This window comes from Acetobacterium carbinolicum (genome assembly GCF_047456275.1).
Taxonomy (GTDB): domain Bacteria; phylum Bacillota; class Clostridia; order Eubacteriales; family Eubacteriaceae; genus Acetobacterium; species Acetobacterium carbinolicum.
Window position 1 is genome coordinate 2,962,707 of sequence record NZ_CP173357.1, and the last position, 26,724, is coordinate 2,989,430.

The window sequence follows — 26,724 nt, forward strand, 5'->3', positions numbered from 1 at the left end:
TTCTTCACCCCCACTAAACCACTAAATGAAACGAACGTTCGTTCTATTAATGATATACCCTTTTATGATATATTGTCAATAATAAATTACAACCAAAGGGCATTTATCTGTTGATTAAGCTCTATTTTTTTAATTCCTGTTTCCCGAGGAAACAAATTTACTATAAGTACAGATAAAGTTGAAAAGCTTGTGGTTGCGATCAAAACTCTTTTATTTTCTTTTTCAATCACTAAAAAAGGGCGTAGAAATCCTGAAATCAAAAAAGCATAAAGCTTGTCATTTCTACGTCTTTTAATAAAAAGTCTGCTGGATAGGTGGTTTTTTCATTACCACTGGATTCTCATTATCCTTCGTCCAAACTACAAAGGTGATTAACACCTTAACGAATCCAAAATCTCTCCCGAAGTTTCCCCCGAACCGTGATTATTTTACTTGGGTTTACGTTCTCATCCCCAATGACGACATTTTAATGCAGCAGCACATTAAAAGGCCGAATAGATTTATTATTTAGGCTCTACCACACCACGCTTCTGTTTTCGGTGGTCTAACGTTGTCCCCACCCTCATTATTTCGCTGTCTAGATTCTTCTTAAATCAAATTTTAAGCACAACAAAAAGGGTGTGCAGCAATCAAGCGACTACTACACACCCCTTGTTATTGAAAAAAAATATTCAGCTTGCAAAGAATTTCAATGATTCTACATCTACTATCGGATCCAACCAGCTTGCTCATGCAGGAGCTGGTTGACGGTTTTGCTACTTCTTGACTAGTCGATTTTCCCATCCGGTTTCTTCGATTCCTTTCTATTAAGATCATTGCTTGATTCAAATTATTGCTCTGGCTCCCATTCTCCTTCGTCGATGGCACACATTTCCATATACTCCAGATGATCCACCATACTTGCGCCATTTTCTGGGGTTCCCTGGGAATGCTCGGATTGTTCGACGCTGAGAATCGTATTTAACTCGTTTAAACGAAGCAAGTAGTCGTTTAGTTCCTGCTCCTGGGGAAAAAGCTTTTTAACCTCATCCCTGGCGTTTTCCAGCCGTTCCATGGTATCCTGGATATTCATTTCGCATTTTTTTATCTGATCCGGGATGCTTTCCAGGACATGACCGATGCGGGTGATATTTCCAAGGGGATCGGTACCCAAATGGACGGTATGGGTGGCCTGATTTTTTAGATAAAGTTCGACCCCATCAAAACCGGCATACTTAGCTGCCATTTTAAAACCGGCATACTGGCCAATTAATCGTGGTTTATAATCTTCCAGCTTTTTAATCACCTCCAGAATGGCGGTGCCGGCTTCCTTCTTATCGGTATGAAAAACATTGCCGATGGTCATTTCAAAATGATCCTTGGATGGCCGTTTCGATTCAAAGAGCTTCTGATCCTCAATTAAGGCTTTTTTCTGCTCGTTTTGTATACTGATATCTCTTGGATAGGCTTTTAAGATATTGTCCTCCAAACGGTACCGTTGGCTGACAAAATTGGCTTTGATCAGCTTCAGCTTGGTGACCTTCACATCCAGATCCATCTTCTCCTTAATGAGCGGATTGCCGGTGGCCAGGGCTTTGACCTCGGCGTAAGATAACGCCTGCTCATCCACATCCTCACAGGATCGGCCAGGAAGTTTACTGGTCATGATCTGACCGATGAATTTCTGTTTATTCTCGATCAGCTGCCACGAGTAACTGTCAAAAGTTTGCTCGGTGATATAACGAAAAATCTTCACTTCGGGATTTTCATTTCCCTGTCTTAGGATGCGACCCTCCTGCTGCTCAATATCAGCCGGACGCCACGGGACATCCAGATGATGAAGGGCAATTAACTTGTCCTGGACGTTGGTTCCAGCGCCCATTTTAGGCGTTGATCCAATCAGTACCCGCACGGATCCGCTTCTTACCTTGGAAAAAAGTGCCGTTTTCTTCACATCGGTGTCAGCATCGTGAATAAAGGCAATCTCATCTTCAGGGATCCCTTTTTCAATGGCTTTGTTTTTAATCTCTTGATAAACATTAAACCGGCCATCCTTATTGGGCGTGGATAAATCACAGAATACCAGTTGAGCTGATCGTTGATCCATGCTGTCCTGCCAGACCGCAACAATATTTTCGACACTCTTATTCACCTTTGATTCTTCCGGATCGGGTAGCAGCGGGTTAATCAGTCGCTGATCCAGGGCCAGCTTGCGTCCGTCATTGGTGATTTTCAGCATATTATCCTCATAGGGTTCCACCTGATGATTCCGCACCCGTTCGGCCCGGGTGACCAGCTCCATGAGCATCTCCTTCTGATGTTCTGATGGTTTAATCACCACATCTTCATAGATGGCCTTTGGTACCGGGAGTTTTAACATATCCGGGGTTTGAATATCTGCTACCTCCTTAAAAACGGCCATCAGCTCCGGCAGATTATAAAACCGGGCCAGACGGGTTTTGGATCGGTATCCGGTTCCTTCCGGGGATAATTCGATGGCGGTAATGGCTTCGGCATAGGTCGATGCCCAGGCATCGAAGTGACCTAAATTCATATCCATCAGGGTGTCGTACTGGAGATAACGCATCATCGTATATAACTCGGTAATGCTGTTTGATATGGGTGTGCCGGTGGCAAAGACCACCCCTTTGTTCTGGGTTAACTGATCCAGATACTGACACTTGTTAAACATATCTGTGGCCTTTTGCGCTTCACTCTGCCCGATTCCAGCCACATTTCTCATCTTTGTATACAGAAACAGGTTCTTATAATTATGGGCTTCATCCACAAACAGCCGGTCAATCCCCAATTCCTCAAAGGTAATGACGCCATCCTTACGGGAATCATCATTAAGCCGGTTCAGACGTAATTCCAATGACTTCCGGGTTCTTTCCAGTTGTTTGATGGTGAACTGTTCTTCATTATTGCGTTTGGCATCATCGATGGCCATTAGCACATCATTAATCTGGCTGTCCAGAGCCTGTTCCTGAAATTCTTTCGATAAGGGGATCTTTTCAAATTGGGAGTGGCCAATAATAATGGCATCATAATCGCCGGTGGCGATCCGGGAACAGAACTTCTTACGGTTATCCGGTTCAAAATCCTTTTTCCGGGCAACCAGGACATTGGCTCCGGGATAGAGTGCCAGAAACTCGGCTCCCCATTGTCCGATTAAATGATTGGGAACCACGAACAGGGACTTGTTGGACAAACCCAGGTACTTGCTTTCCATGGCGATGGCGGTCATCTCAAAGGTCTTGCCGGCGCCGACGCAATGACCAAGCAGGGTATTTCCGCCGTACAGCCCCCGGGCAATGGCATTAAGCTGATAATCCCGCAAACGGATCTCCGGCGAAATGCCGTGAAGGACCACATGGCTTCCTTCGTATTCCCGGGGCCTGATGCTATTAAACAAAATATTATATTTCCTGGTTAAAACCTCCCGGCGTTCCGGTTCCTGAAAGACCCAGTCCCGAAAGGCTTCTTTAATCAGCTCCTGTTTCTGATTGGCCAGAATGGTTTCGTTTTTATTAAGAACACGGACATCATTGCCATCAGCGTTCTGGACTGTGTCATAAATCCGGATATCCTTCAGGTTAAGGGAATCCTCCAGGATGCGGTAAGCATTGGCCCGTTTGGTGCCATAGGTGACATTTGCCAGGACATTATCATAGGTATCGGCGTTCTTGCCCTGAACGTTCCAAACCCCGGTATACGGCGAATAATGGATCTTGATGGATTCACTGTTAATCAGATAGGTTGCCGGCTTAAAGGTGTCAACCATGAAATCATGGATATAGCGGGGATCGATCCAGGTTGCTCCCAACCGTACTTCGATTTCCGATGCTTCCAGATCCCGGGGTTGGGCAGCTTCCAGCGCTTTGATGTTTGGTAAAAGGGTTTGAGCCTGATCGTTGGGCAGGTTTTCAAACAGCTGACGGACATGATCCAGCTTCCGGCGGACATTTCCGGACAGATATTCATCGGCGGTGACAAAGGGAATGTCCGGGGCATCGAAAAGGTTTCGGGGGAGCTGGTCCGGATCTAAATTGCCAAAATCCCGGAAGATCAATCCCTCCAGATCAGCAATGATAACTTCCCGGGGTTTTTCGGTTAAACTGCACATATAGTTTAGATCGACCCTGGCTTTTTCGTTGATGGATACCAGCAGCGCTTCATTGGAGGTGTCTACCGCTGTAACCACCTCATTGGTGCGAATCGTGCGTTTATAGAAGATATCTGATTTTGCTTTAAAGGTTCCGTCTTCGTTTAACACTTCCAGAGCGCATAAGAGCCAGTAGGATCCATCCTCATCAAAGGCCCGGCGGTTCCCGGTGGCATTAATCAGATCGTGTTTCTTAACAAAAGCATCGTATAGGGTATGCAGTTCTACCTGTTTCTTTTCAATCTCCTCATTACTGCCGTTTTCCAGTTGCAGAGCAATCAGTTCCCGGGTGCAATCCCGGAGACCGACCAATCCCATAATCCGGCTCGTCGTGGCTGCGGGTTTATCCATCCGGTTCATCACAGAATTTTCCCGGTAGTAAAGTTCATCATCAATGATGGTATAACTGTAATTGGCCACATCCGGATCGGCGGGGATGGTAACCCGGTCATCTTCCATAAGGTTTTCAGCTTCAGTTTCCACTTGAGGGAACTGATAATCCAGATTGCCCAGGGCTTTTTCCAGTGCAAGCTTCAGATCGTTCCCTGGGATCGGCAGACAGGCCGATTCCTCACCGAACCGTCCGGACACCATTTGCATTTCTCCCAAAATCATTTCCGGGTGATCAATGAAATACTGATTCATGGGGATTCCATTTTCATCCATTCCCAGATGTACCCAGGGTTCATCCGCTGCCAGAACCTTCCGATCCCGCTTTTTCATAAAGATAATGTCCGATGTTACATCGGTGCCGGCATTCGCTTTAAAGGCATTATTCGGCAGGCGCACGGCGCCGATTAATTCCGCCCGTTCAGCCAGATACTGCCTGACCATGGGCGACTTCTTATCCATTGTTCCTTTGCTGGTGATAAAGGCTAACACGCCCCCATCCCGTACCTTATCCAGCGATTTGGCAAAGAAATAATCATGGATCATAAAACTGTGTTTGTCATAAGCTTTATCATAAACCTGATAATCGCCAAAGGGGACATTCCCGATGGCCACATCAAAAAAGCTGTTGGAGAATTGGGTTTTCTCAAACCCGCATACCGATATGTTTGCTTCCGGATAAAGGGCTTTGGCGATCCGGCCAGTAATCTCATCCAGCTCCACGCCATAAAGCTTCGAATCCTTCATGGCATCTGGCAATAAGCCAAAGAAATGACCCACGCCCATCCCTGGTTCCAGAATATTCCCTTTATAATAACCCATCTGCTCCAGTGCGCCATACATGGCTTTAATAATAACTGGCGCTGTATAATGGGCATTTAGTGTTGATCCCTTGGCCGAACTGTATTCTTCCTCGGTGAGAAAGTTTTTTAATTCCTTGGCTTCCAGCTGCCAATGGATGTTATCCGGATCGAACGCCTGGGGCAATCCACCCCAACCCACATATCGGGATAAAATCGCCTGTTCATCCGGCGTGGCCATCCGCTTTTCTTTTTCAACCTCTTGCAGGGTTTGAATCGCCAGTACATTGGCTTTGAACTTTTGTCGTGGTGAGCCTTCTCCCAAAACATCAGCAGTGATTTCATAGTTTTCTGGTTTAGGGGTATTGCTATCCGTTTTTTTCTGGTCGCTGTGATCCCCTTCATCCTGATCCGCTGCGGATATATCGATCAATTCCCGATCTTTAGTATCTTCCGGATCCCGATCATAGGTTATAAAAGACCTCGTTTCTCCATTGCTTTCGACATAGGGTTCCGGATCCATTTCCTGATATGCTCCCGGGACGACATATTGACCGTCTTCAATGAGTTGTCTGACTTCCCCGGCAATATCCGTCCAGGACAAGAAATGATCAATCGATGGATCGCTAGCTTTTTCAAAGCGAATCCCATTCTGATCAAGATGCTGCCGGTAGGTATCCGTGAGATTCCCGAGCACCGGGACTTCGCTGAATAAATAGGTGTTTCTAATCACTTCGCCAAACTCATCATTATTTTTGGTTTCGGGCAATAAATCATTGATCACCGGCCGGGTGTAGTCGTCCGGGGTCACGTTTATTAGCAGATCATGAATGTCGGCCAGCGGAATAGTCGGCTTTTCTGGTTTCTGTTCAGTAGGTTTAACCCGTTTTGCTTCATCAATCACATAACGTCCCTGGGCCATCAGTTCATCGATACGCTTTGCCACCTTTGGCCAGGATAAAAGGATGCTCTTTTCTGCTTCATCCCGGCGTAACAAAATCCCTTTGCCACCTGTTGCATATTCATTTTTAAGAAAATTCGCTTTTTCCTGGGGTGAATGATTTTCGCTAAAATAGTTGATGATCCGTTGTTTTCCATCGGACATACCACTACCTTTGCATAAAACCGCATCCACTTCATCCTGGGTGATAAACATCGCCGGTTCCTGATAATCAAACCCGTTCGCCTGATAGTCCCGGCGCTCCCGCTTTAAATCACTGAGTCGGCTTAATAGTTCATCTAGCTTGTGAAAGTGAAAACGCAAAATGGATCGGTCTTCTTTATATTTTTGGGTAAACCCGTCCAGTCCAGTAATGATTTCATCCAATTTATCCGGATCAGTATAAAGTTCAGCAATTCGTTTCGTGCTATCCGGAAATCCTCCCTGGAAAATATCATCCTCCATAAAAAATTCCCCGGATCGATCCTGATGCAGATACCAGAGTTTATTTGCCAGTTCTTTGCGTTCGTGGCCATCAACCTGATTTAGCTGTTCCTGGCTAATATAAAGACCGCTTTCTAACAGTTCCCCGATCCGTTTTTCAACCTGTTCCCAGGATAGGGTGGTTTTCATAAAATTGCTCTGAACTGAGCTTCCCCGGGCAACCTGAATACCGTTTTTATCAAACCAGACCGCCACTTCTTTTTCATCAATGTAAAATCCTTTGCCACCGGTGCGGTATTCTTCTTGCAGGAAAGCCACATTGTCTTCTGCCGGCAGCTGCTTTTTGTATTGGGCGACAATGCGTAACTGACTATCCCGGTCATTGCCGGCACTGCGAAGAATGACATCAATATCATGTTGGGGCATAGAAAAAGCGGAGGGCTGTTGGCTCTCCGCTTTTTGGTTTGTTTTTATTGGGTCCTGTTCAGGCTTAAACAGGCTTAGTTGTAAATGAGTTCCGAAAGAACGATCTCGTTGGCCAGGTGTTGAAGGTTGTTCATATGACCCGCCCATTCCAGGGGTTGGGTTTTCTTGTCCGGGGCCGGATGATTTTTCATCATCCCCTCCATGATCAGCTCCAGTCGGCGCTGGGCTGCCTGATCCACTTCCACCAGATGTTGGTTGATCTTGTCGTCGAAGATCAGTTCCATCAACAGATCCGGTTTGAATTCCTTCAGATACTGGTTCCTTAAGTTCCCGTATCTCCCGATTTCCTGACTGGGTGGAGTCAGGGGTTTGATATCCGGGGTCAGAAACTCCCCTTCCTGATGATAGGTCAATTCCAAGGGTTTGAATGTTTCCTGGTTCTTGCTCATTTTTTGATTCTCCTTCTATTTGATTTTTCAATTGTTCCATTTCAATGGTTTGCACCAGTTTTCCCATTTCAATGAGAAAGGGTTTGGTGGTACTCGTTACATTATTACCCAAAAATATCAGCGACTTAAAGTTTTTGATGTTTTTTATTTGTGCAAAATCTTCCGGTTTAAAATAATCCCTGGGGTTATAGCCACATCGGGATAAAATCTGATAGATTACGCTGTTATCATACAGAGTGGCAAAGTCACTCACATCCAGATTCCTGAGATAAAGTCTGTTCGACTCCATGATCTCAGTCTTAAAGTACTCAAACTGATCTTTATTTCGCACTTTCATTTCCGTCATAATGTAGTATGGCAGCGTATGCTTTGAGCGTGTTTCCTGGTACTGTTCAGTTGCTCGTTTAATAATCTCGACTTCATCCACATTTTCCCGGCTCCACAATTTAAAATCCGGGCCATCCGGATTGCGTTTGTGGGTATCACTCACATCGAATACATTTTTGAATTCATATTTCAGCTGATCATCCAGCACCAGAATTCGTTTTGCACCGACGTTGACCGTTCGATTGAGTTTTTTATTCCATGCCTCGATTCCGGTTACTGCGGTCGCATCCGGTCGTTGGAACACGATCAGCATTTGATTATAAAAGGTATGTTTATAGTGCCAGGCCGACCGTTCCAGAAAGGTCATCCAGTTTTCAGGTGTCTGAAAATTTTCTTGCGCTATTTGGGGAAAATGTTGTATTTCTCTTGAATTCATTCTATTCACCTTTCGTCAATATGCGTTTGTCATTGTGATTGAAAAGAAAAAAGAGATCCGATTGGATCTCCTTGCGATGTGTTTCCGGTATTTTGTTTCCTCGGGAAACAAGATTGTGATTTTCTATTTCCTGTTTCCTGTTTCCTTGGGAAACAAGATCGTGATTTTTTATTTCCTGTTTCCTCGGGAAACAGAATTACTGTTCCGGTTCCCATTCTTCATCATTTTCAAGGGTTTGAGAATCGGACAGAATGTTGATATATTCATTAATGCGTTCTAAAAGGTTGTTTCCGATCAGTTCAGCCATTGCTGAAACATCATCATTTTTAAAATATGTGTCGAATGCTTCATAATACTTTTTTCGATCTGAAAATTTCACATTAACAGGCAGATAATTATTCTGCATCAGATCAAGATTAAGGATTAACCGACCGGTACGACCATTTCCGTCGATGAAGGGGTGAATCCCTTCAAATTCTAAATGAAACCGTGCGACTCGCTCGATTGGATGAAGTGTTGACTTCCACTGTTCATTCTTTAGAATCAATTCTTCCATGGATGGCTGTATCTGAACCGGCTCCACCGGCTCGATAAAGGCTCCTGCAATTGAAACCGGTATTCGTCGATAAATCCCCTTATCTTTGGGTCGATTGATTAAAACCAAGGAGTGAATATTTTTAATAACGGCTTCGGATAAAATGGTTTTTTCACTCACCAGGTCTTTAATATATTCAAAGGCGTCCCGATGACCGATGGCTTCCAAATGATCTTTTAAGGGCTTTTGATCAATGGTAAGCCCTTCTAAAACCATGGCAGTTTCTCCAAGCGTTAAGGTATTGCCTTCAATCGCATTAGAGTTATAGGTAAACTGAACCATAAATGATTCGTTGAGTCGTTCTAATTCTCCTTGAGTTAAAGGCCGGCAGGACTGAAGAACGTTATTTTTATTTTCAATTTCTTTTATTAGCTGTTCAATCTTCAATCGGACATCCCTCACTTTCTTAGCGTACTTTCTTTGACAACGGTAAAATGTTTAGCTAATGATAACACAATTCACGCTACCTTATCATCTATTTTAAAAAAACCTCCCTTCAGCCTATTCACCGTGTATCAGAATGAGCTTTTCATTGAGATTAAGAATAAAAAAGAGATCCGCTTGATTCTCCATGTAATGTGTTTCCTGTATTTTGTTTCCTCGGGAAACAAGATTATGTTTTTGAGGTTCCTGTTTCCTCGGGAAACAGAATCACATTTCCTGCTCCCATTCTTCTTCATAGTCTTCAGACTGTGCCCCGGCATTTAGTTGATTCAAATGTTCTTCCATCGCTCCGATATGTTCCTTATAGGTATTGTTAATCTTCTCCATGGACAGGTTCAAGCTATATTTTTTCTGTTCTTCTGCCGGCAGCGCTTCGATCTGTTCCAGGAAACTCTGGTAATGGGATGCCAGATGATCTTTGGTTCCTTCAGTGACTTCCAGGCCAAAGCGACTCAAAAACATAATGGTCAAACCGTCGGCTTCAAATTCATGCTGGTGTTCACTTATTTCGGAACGAAATGCTTCGACTGTATGGTCTAAAAAAGCATGGGACATTTCATGCAGAAACGTCCCGAGCTTTTGAGTATCCTGGAGTTTTTCATTCAGTCTGATTTCATTGGTAGCTGGCGTATAAGATCCCCGTAATTTAATCGAGCGCAAGGCCGTTTCCTCAACCGGGAATCCCTGATCTTCGCAATAACTCCGCAGCTGCCCATATAAGGTGGCATGATCCTGAGATGCTTCCCCAAAACTGACCAATCGGGGGTATTCGGCTACCGGGCAGTCGGTTTGGGAAATGTCAAAAACCGATCCCAGTTTAAACCGCATGACCGATTTTACCTCGATCTCTCCACGCTTGATCCGCTCCCGCTCACTTTTGGTCGCATTAATTAAAGGAGTAGACGTATTTTCCCCATCCCGATAAAAATAAGACGCTTTAACCGGCACCAGAATCTTCATGCTTTTTTGACCCTTCTGTACCTGATAACCTTTTTCCTTATAAAACTGATAACTACCCACAAAGGATGCCCGATCATTCTGAGAAAAAATAAGCTGCTGATTTCGGGGACTGTAACGATAAAACTTTGAAGAAAACTCTAAATATTCAGCAATGACCGCCGGATCACGCTTGAATGACTCACCCAGATCAATTATTTTCTGGTTATAAAGATCCATTTCCTTTTTAATATCTTCAGGACTTCGCTTCTCATACTTGGCCATTTACCGATCTCCCATTTCTCTTAGAATACCCAACTGAACCGGTTTTGGCAAAAGTTCCAGTGGTGCTAAATCTTCATCAGCAATCTGTTCGCCGGCAAAAATAAATTCCTCCGGAACTTCGACATAAAACCATTCACCATTCTCATTTTTAACAATCGCTTTACCATTCATATAACCGATCACTTCATTTTCAATTGCTAGAGCTTGCATTTTTATTCCTTTCTGCCTGTTTCCTCGGGAAACAAGACGTTCGTTTTTAGATTTTGTTTCCTCGGGAAACAGATTTACATTTCCGGCTCCCATTCATCTTCAAGATCCTGATCACTTTGATCTTCTGAGTAGGCATGCTCTTGTTCATTTAACTCAATTTCAACAAACATCTTCTTTGATTCCGATTCAGAAATATAACCGGCACAGGCCAGGGCGAATTTTTCGCCCATTACCTCATCACAATCTTCAATTCAAATATTGCCATTTTCCAGCAACTCGTAACTGCACGCCATCAACGGTTTAAAGTAATCACAACCATAGGGGGTAATGCGACTTTCTTCATTCCAGACAAAGGATGCCGGCATATCCACATCCCCAATAATCAACTCGCAGTCAAAGACTTGATTGCTGTTAAGTAATTCCCCAAAGGTTTTATAGTGATTGCCTTCAATATCTCTAATTCGACCACTGTCTAGCAACTCACTAAAAGTCTTATCTGTAAATTCAGATTCCTTGTAATTTTGATCAATCAACCAATCTGAATAAAATCCAACCCCTTCGAAAACAATCGGATCACGTTCAGCATCCATCGGATCCCCAAAAGGATCATCTATTTCTGATTCCGCAATCCATTCCCGTCTGGCGATGACTTCCTCATTCTGCACAATGGTAATGTCTGAACCATTTTCACACGCCATTTCGTCTGCCAGCGTCAACCCCTCCTTCAAGCTCTCCACTTCTACTACGGCCCCATCATACACAATGCATAACGACTGAGTTACATTCTCATTCGGCTTCATTTCTTACCTCCCGAAAATTCATATTTTTTAATCGGATCATTGAATCTTTTCAATAAAAAAAGAGACCTTTTTTGATCTCTAACCATTTCCTGTTTCCTCGGGAAACAGGATCATCTTAAATCAATTTTTTATTAACATCCCTCGATCCGGATTCGAGTTCGTGCTGTAATTCAAATTTCATTTTTTCCACTTCAAACATAACGGCGATGCGAAAATCTAAAACCGGCTTGATTATTTCTCCAGTTCGTTGATTGATCCAGTTCTGTCCATCCGTTTTTAATGGCGTTACTAATGGTATATAGCTATCTTTTAAGTCCGTGATATCTTTTTTATAAATCGATTCCGAAAGAATGGAATGTGTCAGATCAGTCTGCAAAGCGTTTATTACAAAATTCAAACAATCAATTTTCCCAGTAATATCCTTTTCCATGGCAAGGCCATTCTGAATGGCAAATAACGCATCGTCAAAATTTTCTTTAAATCCACCAATGTAAATTTTCGACTGTTTTGGTTTCTTTTTTCCAAACATCGGCTCACTCCTTTAGAAATTCTTCAAGCAGTTCAATGATGATTAACTTGATTCGGGTTTCCGTTGGTGGAAAGCGATAAATTAAACTGCCCAGTTCATTGCATACAATCAGGTAATTATCATCAATCAATCCCCTTCGCATGATCATCAAATAGTGTAAATAGGCCATGTAGTCCTGGCTTCCTTGATACGACTTCCTGCTTTTTGTCTTTTTGAGTTTTTTGAGAAATAAGCACAGCGCTTCTCTGGCTTCAGTATTCAACTCTGGTTGGGAACCAAAATGATATTTCCTGAAAATGTCAAACAATTCCTTTGTAACAGTGTCCATTTCTGTCAATTACTCCTTTATTTTCTGATTTTCTTGTTTCCTCGGGAAACAGATTACCTTTAAGCTTCCGGCTCCCAGTCATCGTCAAGCTCATAATCTTCTTCCCGGGTCAGCTCCGCATGAACTTGATCAAACCCGTCATTTAGCAGATTAAAACCTTCACATTCAAACCGCTCATGGATGTGATTCAGTAGCTCCGTTCCCTCAAAACGATTTTCCACAACCAGCAGTGCCTTAATCATTTCCGCTTCATTGGTCTGTTTCATGCTGGCCAAATCCTGTTTGAGATCCTTAAAACCCAGGTTCTCATAGTTTTTGGGAATCTGATCAATCGACTGATAATAATTCCCGAAATCCCAGATCAATTTACCTTCAAGCATCTGGATGCCCTGGGCTTTGATAAACTGGGTCCCGGTAAAAAGCAGGGCATCGCTGCCCTGCACATCCAAGACCACCGTCTGATCGGCTCCATCGGTTCGGATGAAATCCCCTTTTTTAACGGCTGCTGCTGTCATTACGAAACCCCCTGCTCATTTCTTTTCAATAACTGTCTAAACAACTCTTTATTAGCGTGCCATCCCATGATATTGGGGGCATACTGACTAAACTGCGCCGTCGGGAAGAAGGTTTTAAGGGTCGCTTCTTCTTCCGGGGCAATGAAATTTAATAACAGGTTGATTTCCTCCAGCTCATCCTTCTGATAGTGTGCCAATGCCTGATTTAAGGCTGCCCGTTCAAAGCATTTGCCGGCACCGCACAAAATTTTTATCTGCCCCTGACTAAAGGGTTCAATCACATCCTCATCCAACACCCCCACATCAAAGATGATGTAATCATAGGTTTTCATGACCAGGCCATTCCGATAGAAATAATCGACACCCTTGGTCTGATGCCATTCCCCATCCTCGATTTCTTCTTTTTTCATGCGGTAGGCTTCAATAATCGGTTTGAGATGATTGTGATCATTGGCTTCCATGTAAGCTACCATTTTTCCCTGATTGGCCAGATAGTTGGCCAGCTGGATAGCCGTGGTGGTGGTACCGGTCCGGCGCTGGGAGCCGGCGACGATAATAAACTGTTCCTCCGGTTCAGCTTGTGTTTCCGGTTCCATTGGTTCCGCTATAACTGTCTCAATAAATGGCGTTTCAGTCAGCGGTTGGTCATCGACAACAACCGGTTTTTTAATTATTTCTGCAATCGACGGCTGCTCAATGGCCACTGCTTCATGAATCTCATCTTTTAGCAACTGATCCTGATAGGTGATTCCGGTTCGACTGACTGCCCTTAGAATCTGGGCTTCAAATTCCCTGGGATCGCCGGTAATGATATTATAGACTTCCCGATTCAGAAGCTCCTGCTTCAGCTCCGGGGTGATCTCCCGGGCAAAGATAATCAGTCGCTGTAAAAACCACTTTTTAATGCCTTCAACCGCCTTAAACAACCCTTCTGGTATATCCGTCAAGCACTCCAAATCGACTGCCAGATAGCGATAGGACTCAAATTTACTGAGATCATTTTCCACAAAGGCTGCCAGTTCATAATCCCCGATGAATTTCTTAATCGGCATTCCGTTTGCTTCCTTGAGAAAATCAAAAACTCCGTTGTTCTGGTTACTGGTTACATATAAAAACATGATTCGTTTCCTCCTATTTCGTGAATATTAGTACAATTAAGATGATAAAATTGATGATGGAAAACCCACCTCCAATGATAATAAAGAGCTGTTTGAAGCCTTCGGCAAATAATAGGGTATTGACTCGTTCCATTAAACCTTCCATTTTCTTCTGGGCTTCATCACTTTTAGAACTGATTTTATCTAGTGCTTCACTGTATTTTCCAGTTAGTTGATCCAGTTCTTTTTCCCGCTCTCCTACGATGTCGATTTTAGTCTTATTAACCTGCTCGACCAGATTTGTGAAAAGCTCATCCAATTTCTTTTGGGAGACTTCTTTTGATTCGTCAAAATGCTGACTAAAGGTATCAAAGGTTTTTACAATGGTTTCGCACTGCTCTTTAAACTCAATGGTATTCTTCTCAATAATGGCCAGCTGCAGATCATTGCTTTCGACCCCATCCCTGAAGGTTTCCATTTGATCCTTGATCTGTTCTGCCATTTTTTTGATGGTTTCTTCTGATCCCTGGATACTCAGGTTTGCCTGCACGAACATCCGCTCAATGCTCTCGATCCGTTTAAATTCACTTTCTTCTTTTTCAGCTTCTTCCAGATTTTTTTCCACCTCACTGAGCTTACCGATGACCTCATTAACCGCATTAAAGAGAATCGTATTGGATTCTTCCAGTTCCTCAGCTTCTTCGTATTTTTCTCCGGACTCTCCAACCAGCTCCCGGATATCTTCCATCAGCACTGAAATATGTCGGATGTGGGAATTTTTCTGGGTATAGGACTCTCGGAAATAAATGAACTGCGATGCAAATTCCTCAACGGATTCCCTGAGTATCTCGGCTTCTTCTGATGTCATCTTTTCATCATCCACCCCATTGAGAGTTTGCATAAATTTGAGAATGTCATCTCTGAAGCTTTTCGCTTCCTTTGTCTTGTTGGTTTCCACTTTTTTCATCTTCTAACCTCTTTCTTTAATTAATTTATTGATTAATTTTACCTGAAATCATAGCCTCCTAAATCAACAATCCGTTGCTTTTTAGTGGCATTATCCTCCTGTACAACATAAATCGGCAAATATTGTCTGCCCCATGATAGGCACTCAGCTTCCGTCGGCAACCACATATCAATGACCTTCCGTTCTTCGTCGACAGCGCTCCCGCGATCTTCTACCACATAAACCCCGCCATTCGGCTGATCGGCTCGTACAGGTATATAAATCCGGGTGCCTGACTCAAGGCTGGGATAACCGGCAACAGTTCGGTTGGCGGTAGTCGTGGTACCGGAAGACGTGGTTCCATAATCACAATAGGCTGTGATCTGAGCATTTACCATTTCAGCGGTACTTAAGTCGATCTCTCCGGAAATGGCTGCATCGCTATCTGAGATATAGAGCATCGGATCCACATATTCACCATCGGCTTTTATTTCAAAATGGATGTGTCCCCCCTGGGTGCTGCCAGTTGCACCGGTCAGGGCAATCTGTTGTCCTCGTTTAACCATATCGCCAGCATTAATTGACCAGGAGCCGGAGGTTAAGTGGCAGTAGAAGGCGGTGATTTCCTTACCATCTTTAGCCTTTCCGACGTTTAATATGATGGTATTCCCCCACCCACCATTCATACCGGCATATATAACGGTGCCATCGCCAATGGCATAGCAATTTGATCCATTGGGGGCTTGAATATCAATCCCGGTATGCATCCGCACATCTCCATAAATCGGATGTACCCGTTCACCAAACAGATTCGTTTCATCGGATCGGTCCAGTTTATATTGTGCATCCAGTGGCCATGCATATTCACCATTACCATTGGCTTTTCCCGGCAGTAAATATTGATACTCTGTTTTTAATTGCAGCACTGCTGCCAGGATATCCGGATTCGTAATTAAGCTGGTCAGCATCATTAATGGCGTGGAAAGAATATAGACCAGTGTTAAAACCAATCCTAAAATCAGCCCCAGTAGTCCGACTAGAATTCCGAGGATGATGTTTCTTAATTTCTTGTCCGTTGCAACTGCGGTCGCTACTTTGGCAAGGACTGGAATCGCCATGACTACCTACCACCCCGATCCCCAAAATACTTAAATTTATAATCGGCCACATCAAAAGACATGCTGATCCGATCCCGACCGATGATAAAGAGTCCCTTTCCTCTGAGCTTGGCGGTTAGCACTTCCTGCTCGGCTTCGGTTAAGAAATAGAGTTTTCTCAAGTCCTGAAGGTTTTGGCCGGTGGTTCCCAGCATAATCTTATAACACGGCTGATCCAGCAGCGCCTGGCCATACATTTTTATACTTGGGTTTAAGAAGTCCTCAACCGCATGAGAGATGATCATAATGCCAGCCTCGTATTTTCGGCAGCGCTTCATGGCATTTCTAAGGAAAATCAGCGATTGCGGTACCCGTTCATCAATCATCAGATAGGATTCATCACAAACCAGAAGAATCCGTTCATGGCGATCCCGGCTCATTTCCTGCCATGCCCAGGACAACAGATTGAAATACTGGGTGGATTTGATGGTGTCCGATGAGTTGTTCAGATCAAAGGTATCCAGACAAACACAGCGGGCATCAGATTTTAGTGATGTGTAACCCGACCACAGGAAGGAATCGCCACCAATGGCCAGATCTTTAAAGATAATGGCCAGATCCCGATAATCCGTATAGGCTTTTTCACTGATTCCCCGTTCCTGTTCGGCTTCCTCCAATTCGATCAGTAAATCATACAGATCCCTGAAGGTCGGAAAATCAGTGTTTTTCATGGTGGTCACGTCCGTATCCCAAACGATATTGAAGCGATTATAAAGAGTAATGACTGCGTCCTTCAGTAATGCTCGGGTAATATCTGTCAAATCTTTGAAATACAACGAAAAAAAGACGTCCAGCGTCTTTAGATGAAGGGCAATGGCTCCAAACTTGCGAGCATCCTTTTCTTTTTCAGTATCTTTTCCTGGTTCATCGTCCTTCTCAAGATATAAATCTTCTTCCAATGGTAAAATTTGAAGGGGATTGATCAGGTGCTTACCATCCCCGCCGGCATTGATCCAATCCCCGTCAAGGTTTCGGCATAAGTCCTGGTATTCCCGCTCGGGATCGATAAAAATGATCCGGGTTCCCAGAGCATACTCCATCAAAGCAATGTTTTTTATAACTGTTGATTTTCCGGATCCCACATCACCCAGCACCACCACACTGGAGTTGATGCGATCTTTACCACGCTTCCAGAGATTCAGACAAACCCGTCCGCCAGTGGAATCCCTGCCATATAGAAACCCTTCCTGATCGTTATATCCACAACTGGCAAAAGGAAAGCCCCCGAGAACAGATGAAATGGGCATGACCGTTTTAATGATCTGCTGGACATTCTTTTCCTGGGTGCAGGCTGGGAAAAGATTGCGAAAGCCTTCTTTCTGCAAATAAGGAAAAGATCGAATCTTCGTTTTTTCCATTAAAAAGGTGCTTTGCACCTTTCGGCACATTTTATTGAATACTTCCCGGTCATTAGCCATGGGCATGACCGATATCCCCACACTGCCAACCACTTCCTGTTCAAACTCAATGTTTTTGAGCATTTTGATTGAATCTTCCTCCCGCTTGATTGCATTCATCTCGGCCAGGGCATCTTTTCCACTGGCTTCCTGGGCCTTTTCCCGATGCTGATTAACGGACTTGTTGAGATTATTAATAAAATCGGCATTTTCAATTTTATCAAACTCAATGGAGAAGACCGTTCCAGGGATATTAGACAGTTTCCCCAACCACCCATAATCCCGATGAGCCGGATATTGGATCACACCATACACCCGGGCCAGATATTCACCGATCCATAATTCATTGGGCTTGATTTCCATGTTGATGGGCGAAATAATATTCATCAGGGATTTGTTTTCAGTAATTGCTACTTTTTTTGATCGCCCAAATTTAGCTCCCCGCTTGGGCTGTTCCGGTTGACTTTCCTCACTTTTTCCAAAAATAGATAGCCGTTCTTTTTTAGGCGCTTTATCCTTCACCGGTTTTTCGGCTGCTGTCCGTTCTTTCCGACTATCTTTGGGTTTCTCGTGCTTACGCATATGCGACCTCCTGTATTTGATCTGCTGCCATGAATTGGCTTTCGTGACTGTTTTTATATAAATCCATAATCGTGGTAATCTGGTTGCCATATTCCATATCTTCCAGATGACAATAGGCCGGGTTATTAATCAGATTACACAGTCTGACAATTTCCTGCTGCTTTAAAATCTCACCGGTGATTGTTCCACTGGCCAGCCGGCTTGCAATATCGGTGATCCGCTTGAGGAAATCCCGTTCAATACCAGCTTCGTATTCTTCCCAGATGATGAAATAGAACTGACGCTGAACGATTTCGCCGGATTCGGCAAAGTGATGCATCTCCAACATTTCCTTACCCAGAATATCCTTGACCACCGGCTCGGTGGTTTGAGTCCAGATCCGGGAGTATTCTTCCACCAGCGGAAAAATATCAACCGGCCTTTCCACGGAAAGAAAGCGCCAGGATGGTTCCGGCGCCATCTGCACACACAGCTGCTTACATAAAGAGCGTTTTTCACTCTGTGACAGTAAATCCAGAGAGATGGCATCCACCCGGTAATAGGCACAGATTTTATTATCTTTGGTATAAAGAAAATTTCCTTTAATGTCTTTGACATTAATAAAATCGTGGACACTGTTATGCTCCGGCTCCTTCTTCTTTCCTTTAAATTGAACCGTCTTGTTTTTCTTATTCCAGATGTTCATCACAATCAGTGCGATAATACCCGCACTACAAATAATAAGGGGGATGATTTTATCCATTTTGCTTTCCTTTCATTTTTTGTTTCCCGGGGAAACAGCTTTTTTTACTGTTTTTGTTTCCTCGGGAAACAAGTTTACATTATTTTTTTTGTTTCCTCGGGAAACAGGATTAAATTTCTGGCTCCCAGACTTCTTCCTGCCGTTCCTCCAGTTCCCGTTTTAGGCTGCTTTCTTCCGGCGTCACCGGTTGATGACTTAAATACTGATCCAACTCCGCCACATGATCCTGAAATGTTTTATTCATGGATTTAAAGGTTGCATCCAGGCGCTTCTGGTGATCGCTTGGCGATCCTTGAAGTTCTTCACGATAAGCCTGATAGGTTTTTTTTAGTTTTGCATTTAATTCTGCGGGTACTTTCAGGTTATTATGGGCCAACAGCATCAGAGCCACCCCCTGGGCTTCAAGTTGACCTTCCATCCCGTTATAATAGGGTTTAATCGTGGCCTGGCAATATTCCAATATCCCCGCCGTCAAGCTTTGATCTTCGACCGTATCCTTACCGGTTTTTATCTCTGGACCGTCGTTTTCCGGGAAATCGGTTTGAGCAATGTCATAAATTGACCCCATCACAAACCGGGGGCCTTCTTTTGTATCATTGGGAACAAAGATTTGAATCGGATCTTCACCTTCCTTAACCTGTATCCCCTTTTCCAATAAATCCTGAATGTTGGCTACCTGGATGGCATTGGCATTTTGAGCAAAGATTAATTGCTGGTTTTTGGTGGTGTATTGCTGGAATCGGGTTGAAAACTGAATGAAATCCACCAGTTTTTGTGGATCAGCATCGAACCCATCGTGGAGATCCAAAAGCATTAAACCATACTCATCAACGTGATAGATCCGGTCTGTTACCGAAGCATTGACCATCACCTGATCCGCCTTTATTTCTCCGTCGTTTTCCCGGGTCTTGGCTGCTTCGCTGGTAATGATGGGATTAGCATCATTGCTGACCGTTCGGGTTTCTGAGGGCGATTGATTGACCGCATGAATGGCCCGCATCAGATCCGACATGGTGTTTTCCATGGCAAGCAACAAATCTCTGATTTTATTGATTTCTGGCGAATTGGAGTCCATGGTCAGGGTATTCGTTTGAATATTCGCCGCAGTCTCGCTTGCTGCTTCCCGAACCGGGTTATTTTTCTCGGCCCGATTAATTTCATCAATCTGTTGATTGGCCACATTTTTGATCTGTTCAAACCTGCTGTTAATCCCGTCGAACTGATTGACCATCCAGGTGGCAAAACCAATCCGGGCTCGGTTGGTCACGTTGGAAAAATAGTTTTCGATCCCCTGGGCCACCGCAATACGCTTATCATCAAGCTGGATCATCTTCTCGCCCAGGGAACGGATTACCGTGCGCCGGGGAATCCGACTATCCTGGGCAGCTTCGGAAAACTGCTCCAGACTTTTACGGGTGCGTTCCACCGCCTGATCCAGCGCTTTGATCTCTTTGGTCAGCGTTTTTTCCTCCCGGGTAATGGGGTTGGGATCAATCAGCTGTTCCATATTTTTTAAATCAATCACCGGCTCCCGGGTTTGCTGGATCACTTGCCGGCTGACCAATAGAAACTCTTTAAATGCGCTATCCAGCTTGTTTAGGAGATCGTTGTCAATGAGGTTGCTACTTTCAGCAACGGCCTGATTTTCGGACTTGACTGCACTCGTTTCGTCCCTGGTTTCATCCGCAGCTGACTTTCCAGCTGTTTGCCCCACTCCGGCAGCCTGCTTCAGCATTTTCGTTTTTTCCGATTCCACGATGGCATACAATATCCGAGCCGTTACCTCACCCAGCTGTAAAATCTGATCCATACCAACACTTAAACTTGCATTTTGTCCATTTGCCATTTTTATTCTCCTTTAAAATTATTCATAAAAAGAAGCGCATCCTTTTCGTTAGAAAATAAATGCGCCTCCACGTCCATCAGATCCCGAGTCGTTTGAATAACTCGCTCATCAGTCTTTTCTTTTTCAATCACAACATAGGGTACACTCTGGTTATCACGATCCAGATAGAACAACCACCGCTCGTTATCCCACACTTCCATTTTTAATGACTCATTCACAAAAGGCAGTGCGATAAAACGATGGGATTCTTCATTAATGCGTCCCATGGTGCAGCACCCTGATTGAATTTTTTAATTTCTTCCTGCTCATATCCTGGTATTCTTTTTTTGAAATTATCTCAAGCTGATTATAAAAGAAGCATTTTTTTGAATGTTCCAACTGAACTAAGACAAAAAAATCATAACAATCCAGGACAATTCCCGGTTTTGAAACCTTTTTGTTTTTATCAAATTTATCACCGTCGAGTCCTGTTCCCGTTGTTTTCACTGTTTGTCCGATTTTAAAAATCTTGCTACACCGACATATCCGTTCATTTCCGTCATTTGCCGTTCTTATTTTCATCCTCACCCTCCTGAATTATTTTTAATTACTTTCCCCTTTTTCAGATATACCGAAATGACCGCGGTGGCACAAAATGGTTCCATACCATAAATGGATTAATGGGGGTGTGATAAGTCATCACATCCAGCAATTCAATTCCGATATTCATAGTGCTTGTTTCCGGCAATAATCTCGTTTGCATACTCCGGTTTAATAGACAGGAGTACATTTTTTTTCTTCTCACAAACACCTCCTACTTTTTGTTATTTACCTGCCAATCATCGTAAACTGTTCCATCGATATTTACGCTGTTTGTTGTCGCTGTCCCCAGCATCCCCCCGGGTGTCCAGGCATCGAATACCTCGGAATAAACGGTATATTCTGTGTTATCCGGAAACCACAATGGGGTGAAATGCACCCGGGCACTACTGGCCGAGAACGGATTTGTTTTTAATTCCAGCACCGTGTTTGACAGATTGCTGTTATTTGTAATCCCCATACAGTCCGACAGGCGATTAAACTGATTGAAGCTGCCGTTTGTCGTGACCCCGGTTTTAAAATTAAACTCCGGGAAAACGGTACTGGCATTCTGTGCTCCGGCTAACCATTTATCCGCTTCGGCATCGCCGGTGCTGGCAACTGTTGTATTTAAATTGAGTGCATAGCCATAACCGGATTTGAAACTGGCACCACTGTTGGCTTCCTGGGTTCCGTTTTTAATCTCCGGGGTCACCGTCAGGATGGCCCGAAAGGTATCGACATAAAAATCAGAGCCATCATAACGATGTCGTATCCACTCATTGGCATCGGCGCGAATAACTATATAGGTGGAATCCACCAAACCTGTCACTCCGCCATTATCCACCCCATAAATTTCAATATAATAAATCCCTTTATCATAGCGTTTGACCTTGACTACATCTTCCACACTATGATCCCGTTCCATATCTACGGTATAGGAATAACTGCCATTCCCATTCGGTGTCATGGTTTTAGTCTTCATATCGTCCTGACTACCAGCCGCACTCCAGACCTTACAACTCAAGTGATCGATTCCGTTTTCTACATTCAGGTGACCAATTGATATAGTAAAGGTCGTTTCAGAATCCTGGATGGCCATAATCTGATTCGCTGATATGGTATCATGGGCAAAGACTGGAGCTGGTACTAAAAAGCACCCTAAAAGACACATCAAGCACATGACTGAATGACGCCATTGTAAATATTTCATATTTGCCTCTCTTTCAAAAAATAAAAGAGAACCGTCGGTAAAAACGATTCCCTTTATAATTGGTGTGCTATTTATTTTGATAAAATGGTTCTAGGTCGGTTGCTTGTTGGGGGCTGATACCACCTTTTTCAACTAATGCAATTTTAACCCCTTCCAGCCTGTAACCATATCCCGCCGTTCCGCTGCTTTCTCCATTTTTGGCCCACCCTAGCCAACCAAAGTTTTGAGCATGGACCTGATAGTACACATCATATTTTGCAGCATCCGTTCCGGTTAATTCAATCTCAATTGCTTCCAAACGGTAGCTCTTGCCTTCTGTACCGCTCATTTTGCCATTAGCCATCCAATCCTGCCAGCCGATGTTCTGTACATGGGTACGATAGCGGATACCAACATCTGCCGACTGAACATCCGCTACCTTTAACTCAATGCCTTCCAGACGGTAGGAAAATCCTTCTGTTCCACTCATGTTACCTTCATTTTTCCATGCCTGCCAACCGACATTCTCGACATGGGTTCGATAAGCGATATTTCCTGTAATCACATCATCTCCGATTATATCCAATGAATATCCATCAGGAGCATGGATAACCTTGCTTTTAGGGTTAATGTAAAGATCACTTGTTGCTAACGTTGGTAACATACTCGGTATATTCTCGTGCCATAGATTTTTTAAACTAAGCGCTCCACCATTAATTGTGATCTTTTCAGTTGCACCCAGACAACCCTCACCATAAGCTTGTATTTCCATTGTTCCACCATTTATGGTAATTGTATCGAGTGCTTTAATTTTTCCGCCATTCGTAATAATCTTCCCACTGTTAATCGTTAAGTTCTTACACATCATAGCATTGCCGATCAGACGATTCGGATTTGAATAAGTAAGAGTTCCGTTACCGATAATTGTTACATTGTTATCAACCGGTGCATTAAAGCCAAGACTGTCATCCAGAAACGAGTTCGATCCAATCAGCTCTAGATTAATATCACCCATTCCCACCAGAGTAATCCCATAATAACCATTGAAATTATTCATAGTCAACGTCTTTGTCGTGGGGTTGTAATTCAACATATTTCCCAGTGTTTCGCCTGTTGGCAGTCCATCTTGAACAATCCAAAACATCGCTGAACCATGTACACCTTCTGTAACGGTAATGGACTGTAACCAGGGATTTTCATTTTCCTGGGTTTCAACCGTATCCTCTGTCGCATAAACAGATCCTGACATTATAAACAAGAGAACCAATAGCATTGCAGTAGTCAATAATTTATTCTTTTTCATGTAATACTCCTTTTTCCTCAATTTTCTTTATTGTGTCATAAAAACGCAAACCTTGTCAATTCCCTATAGGCAATTTACTCCTTTCTACAAACGGTAATCAGATTAAACCCATTTTGCATAGAGCTTCAATGTGCCGATTGGAAAAGTCGCCGGCAATTGGGTAAGTGGTTCGCCACTAAACATTTCATTGTCATACCATCCGACAAATGATTGTGTTTCTGATACCACAACTGGCAAAGTCCGATTGACAATAACTTCGTCCGTATAACCTGAGTACCTGGGTATATATCCGTTGCCACCTGAATTAAATTGAATATAGGCCCGATTGCCGTTCCATTTAGCATAATAGGTGGTCGTTTCGGCTGGAAAAACCTCGGGCAATTGAGTGATCACACTGCCTGAGAAGTCATCTGATGTATACCACCCTTCCAGGGTATATCCTTCCCGGCTCGTTTCTCCAAAATTACGATTTGAGATCGCTGCATCTGCTTTGCCTGTTCGATCCACTACTTCACTCCCACCGTTTTCTTCAAAAACGATTTGGGCATCATTTGCCTCCCATTTAGCATAGTAGATCGTCTCGCCTGATGGATACGTCCCTGGTAAGCTTGTCACCAAACTCCCAAATAAACCTGGATGCTCAAACCAGCCTTTGAAAAAATATCCCTTTTTAGTTGTTGCTGGCATGTTCTGATCACTTAATATCTCATCAGTCTTTCCGACTCGATTTGAAATCATTGATCCACCGTTAGTCTGAAACACGATCATTGCTGGCTTGGCCTTCCATCCGGCATAAACAGTAGTTGGTGAATTAATGACGTTAATTGAAAAGGTCCATGGCAGTGATCCTTCCATATCTCTGTACCAACCGGTAAATTCATAACCGTCTCGGCTCGGCGGTGCTGCTGGTTCAGTCGCAAGCTGGTTATAGTGGATGTTTTGAGACGGGATCGCACTTCCTCCCATTGAATCAAAATTGACGGTATATTCGCCCTCTGACCACTTGGCATAAAGTAATATCGGTTCATTTATGGCATCTTTATCCAAATCCCAGGGAATGGTATATGCATAATCAAGATACCAGCCATCAAAATTGAATCCCGTCAAAACGGTTCCGTTCATGTTATCTGGCAGCTTACTTCCATAAAAAACGGCTATGGGATCAATCGCTGATCCACCCCGGGTGTTGAAGCTGACTTTAAAGGTCACTGGAATCCACTTGGCATAAAGCTCGGTATCCCGATAAATCCGATCCCCCCCAAAGTCCCATTCCTTCAGGCAACCACTGTCTTTATACCATCCAGCAAATAGGTAGTTTTCCTTAGTTGGATCGGCCGGCGGATTAACCGTGCTATCAAAGCCCACCGTTCGGGTCACATTTTCACTACCTCCCTGACTGTTAAACGTGACAGTGTGGTTGTTCTTTTCCCATTTAGCATAGATTGTAGTTGTTCCCCGTACTCTGTCAACCCCAAAGTTCCAGTGATTGATGCATCTGGCTTCTTTGTACCAGCCCATAAAACGATAACCAGTTCGAGTAGGCTCTGCCGGCGCTGTTATTAGACTTTCATATGCCACTGTGGCAATCGGAACCTGGGAGCCGTTCTGCGGATCAAAAATGACCTGGTATTTATAAGTCACCGCTGGCTTTTCTCCGATGATGGCATGGGGTAGGACACTGGCAGTTTCGCCACTATTTGGGGTATCCCAGGAGGTGCTGAAAACCCGGGTGTTCCCGGTGCTTGAATAGGTCATATCCGTTACATCACCATGAGGTGTGGAAAAAACAACGTAATCAGCATCCACATTGGTAATGGCGGTAATAGTAATGGTATACCACGTGTAGGTATGGGGTGTGGTAATCACATTTCCGTCGATATCCACCGATGTTGTTGTCCAGGTATAGGTGTTCGTTTTTATGCTTTTATTCTGACCGGTGACCAATGGCTCCACAATGCGATCAGTAAATTTAGTCGACTTACTGTCCAGAAAACCAGTGGATTGTATCCCCTGTCCAGTTACTTGAAAGGCTTCATAACCCCTCATGCGTGGCGTATACTCAGTCTTCCAGGTTTTTTCATTTTTGTCGTAATCAATACTATCCCATTCGTCAACCCTGATCTCTCCGCCATTCGTTTTAAAGGTGACCTGATCGCATTCCAACGGGGTTACTGCCTGAAGCGTCACCGGTTTGTCGATTAAATATTTATCCTGGGCCGGTTCCACCCAGGATTTTAAGATTTCCGGATTCTTATATTCTTCTGCATGGATGGCAAGCGTCTTTACCTCACCTTCCCGGATACCGGTACTCGTAACCGACTGTGGTTCAAACGTAATGGAATCAATCCCTGGTATCACCGGGGTAAAGTGGAGGTACCACACATAACCATTAGGATTCTCCGGATCTTCCTCCCGGTGGATCCGTGTTCCATGAAAATAACAGTCATTAAGTTCGCACTTATTCTCAAGATGCTTTTTTAATAACTTTAAATCCTGGTTATTAATTTCACCATCCCCATCGATGTCTGCTGCCCCGCAATGGGTGCAGCGTACCTTGGCTGTGAATGTTTTGCATAATCCATCAATATGTGACTTTAGGATATCATAATCCATATGATCCACTTGATGATCCCCATTCATATCCATCGACAGATTATTTCCTCGTAATTGCTCATCACTGTATTCTGTGTGGGGTGTAATTAAATATTCCCCCGCCCCTGAATTCATGACAATTTGATCAACATCTTTATTGGTATGAATCGTTACAAAGATGTTGCCGGCATCCGTTTCAATGGCTGTATTTATGGCCATTACAGTATTTGTAAAATTACTTTGAATAAAAATCGTTCCTGCTGATACAATGCAGATCAGAGTTAGTAGAATTGACTTTTTATAATTCATTCATC

The 26,724-nt window shown here is 43.7% G+C and carries 21 protein-coding genes and 1 pseudogene; all 22 read right to left on the minus strand.

Annotated features, from left to right (window positions below; translation table 11 throughout):
* Window positions 1-829 precede the first annotated feature (829 nt).
* Window positions 830-5,686, minus strand: a pseudogene (locus tag ACIZ62_RS13785) (DEAD/DEAH box helicase family protein); the annotation flags it as partial.
* A 1,532-nt stretch (window positions 5,687-7,218) separates the two neighbouring features.
* Entirely contained in the window at window positions 7,219-7,593 is a 375-nt protein-coding gene (locus ACIZ62_RS13790; protein ID WP_414150400.1) for a TnpV protein, read from the minus strand.
* Window positions 7,594-8,552: 959 nt separating this feature from the next.
* Window positions 8,553-9,338 (minus strand): Fic family protein, encoded by a 786-nt coding sequence (locus ACIZ62_RS13795; RefSeq protein WP_414150401.1) that lies wholly within the window; start codon window positions 9,336-9,338, stop codon window positions 8,553-8,555.
* Window positions 9,339-9,602: 264 nt separating this feature from the next.
* Entirely contained in the window at window positions 9,603-10,616 is a 1,014-nt protein-coding gene (locus ACIZ62_RS13800; RefSeq protein ID WP_414150402.1) for an ArdC-like ssDNA-binding domain-containing protein, read from the minus strand.
* Complete coding sequence (locus tag ACIZ62_RS13805; protein WP_414150403.1) at window positions 10,617-10,826, minus strand: hypothetical protein; 210 nt, start codon at window positions 10,824-10,826, stop codon at window positions 10,617-10,619.
* 74 nt (window positions 10,827-10,900) lie between these two features.
* Complete coding sequence (locus tag ACIZ62_RS13810; RefSeq protein WP_414150404.1) at window positions 10,901-11,056, minus strand: hypothetical protein; 156 nt, start codon at window positions 11,054-11,056, stop codon at window positions 10,901-10,903.
* A gap of 21 nt (window positions 11,057-11,077) precedes the next feature.
* Window positions 11,078-11,626, minus strand: a complete 549-nt coding sequence (locus ACIZ62_RS13815) for a hypothetical protein (protein ID WP_414150405.1) — start codon at window positions 11,624-11,626, stop codon at window positions 11,078-11,080.
* 115 nt (window positions 11,627-11,741) lie between these two features.
* Complete coding sequence (locus tag ACIZ62_RS13820; RefSeq protein WP_414150406.1) at window positions 11,742-12,155, minus strand: DUF6710 family protein; 414 nt, start codon at window positions 12,153-12,155, stop codon at window positions 11,742-11,744.
* Window positions 12,156-12,159: 4 nt separating this feature from the next.
* Complete coding sequence (locus tag ACIZ62_RS13825) at window positions 12,160-12,483, minus strand: hypothetical protein (protein WP_414150407.1); 324 nt, start codon at window positions 12,481-12,483, stop codon at window positions 12,160-12,162.
* Window positions 12,484-12,542: 59 nt separating this feature from the next.
* Window positions 12,543-12,998 (minus strand): hypothetical protein, encoded by a 456-nt coding sequence (locus ACIZ62_RS13830; protein ID WP_414150408.1) that lies wholly within the window; start codon window positions 12,996-12,998, stop codon window positions 12,543-12,545.
* Window positions 12,998-14,116 (minus strand): hypothetical protein, encoded by a 1,119-nt coding sequence (locus tag ACIZ62_RS13835; RefSeq protein WP_414150409.1) that lies wholly within the window; start codon window positions 14,114-14,116, stop codon window positions 12,998-13,000. The genes ACIZ62_RS13830 and ACIZ62_RS13835 overlap by 1 nt, the downstream gene beginning before the upstream one ends.
* Window positions 14,117-14,129: 13 nt before the next feature.
* Window positions 14,130-15,062 (minus strand): hypothetical protein, encoded by a 933-nt coding sequence (locus ACIZ62_RS13840; protein WP_414150410.1) that lies wholly within the window; start codon window positions 15,060-15,062, stop codon window positions 14,130-14,132.
* A gap of 38 nt (window positions 15,063-15,100) precedes the next feature.
* Window positions 15,101-16,159, minus strand: coding sequence for a peptidoglycan DD-metalloendopeptidase family protein (locus tag ACIZ62_RS13845; protein WP_414150411.1), 1,059 nt, complete (start codon window positions 16,157-16,159; stop codon window positions 15,101-15,103).
* A 2-nt stretch (window positions 16,160-16,161) separates the two neighbouring features.
* Window positions 16,162-18,177, minus strand: coding sequence for a VirB4 family type IV secretion system protein (locus ACIZ62_RS13850; RefSeq protein WP_414150412.1), 2,016 nt, complete (start codon window positions 18,175-18,177; stop codon window positions 16,162-16,164).
* On the minus strand, window positions 18,170-18,919 hold the full coding sequence (locus ACIZ62_RS13855; RefSeq protein WP_414150413.1) for a hypothetical protein: 750 nt from the start codon (window positions 18,917-18,919) through the stop codon (window positions 18,170-18,172). The genes ACIZ62_RS13850 and ACIZ62_RS13855 overlap by 8 nt, the downstream gene beginning before the upstream one ends.
* Window positions 18,920-19,028: 109 nt before the next feature.
* Window positions 19,029-20,765, minus strand: a complete 1,737-nt coding sequence (locus ACIZ62_RS13860) for a hypothetical protein (RefSeq protein ID WP_414150414.1) — start codon at window positions 20,763-20,765, stop codon at window positions 19,029-19,031.
* A 2-nt stretch (window positions 20,766-20,767) separates the two neighbouring features.
* On the minus strand, window positions 20,768-21,031 hold the full coding sequence (locus ACIZ62_RS13865; RefSeq protein WP_414150415.1) for a hypothetical protein: 264 nt from the start codon (window positions 21,029-21,031) through the stop codon (window positions 20,768-20,770).
* Complete coding sequence (locus ACIZ62_RS13870) at window positions 21,018-21,326, minus strand: hypothetical protein (RefSeq protein ID WP_414150416.1); 309 nt, start codon at window positions 21,324-21,326, stop codon at window positions 21,018-21,020. The genes ACIZ62_RS13865 and ACIZ62_RS13870 overlap by 14 nt, the downstream gene beginning before the upstream one ends.
* Window positions 21,327-21,366: 40 nt before the next feature.
* A complete protein-coding gene (locus tag ACIZ62_RS13875; protein ID WP_414150417.1) occupies window positions 21,367-21,549 on the minus strand; it encodes a hypothetical protein in 183 nt (60 codons plus the stop codon).
* 9 nt (window positions 21,550-21,558) lie between these two features.
* Window positions 21,559-22,536 (minus strand): GBS Bsp-like repeat-containing protein, encoded by a 978-nt coding sequence (locus tag ACIZ62_RS13880; RefSeq protein ID WP_414150418.1) that lies wholly within the window; start codon window positions 22,534-22,536, stop codon window positions 21,559-21,561.
* Between the two features lie 67 nt (window positions 22,537-22,603).
* Window positions 22,604-23,818 carry a hypothetical protein gene (locus ACIZ62_RS13885; protein WP_414150419.1) on the minus strand — a complete coding sequence of 405 codons (1,215 nt, stop codon included), beginning with the start codon at window positions 23,816-23,818 and terminating at the stop codon, window positions 22,604-22,606.
* A gap of 102 nt (window positions 23,819-23,920) precedes the next feature.
* Window positions 23,921-26,719, minus strand: coding sequence for an InlB B-repeat-containing protein (locus ACIZ62_RS13890; protein WP_414150420.1), 2,799 nt, complete (start codon window positions 26,717-26,719; stop codon window positions 23,921-23,923).
* Window positions 26,720-26,724 lie beyond the last annotated feature (5 nt).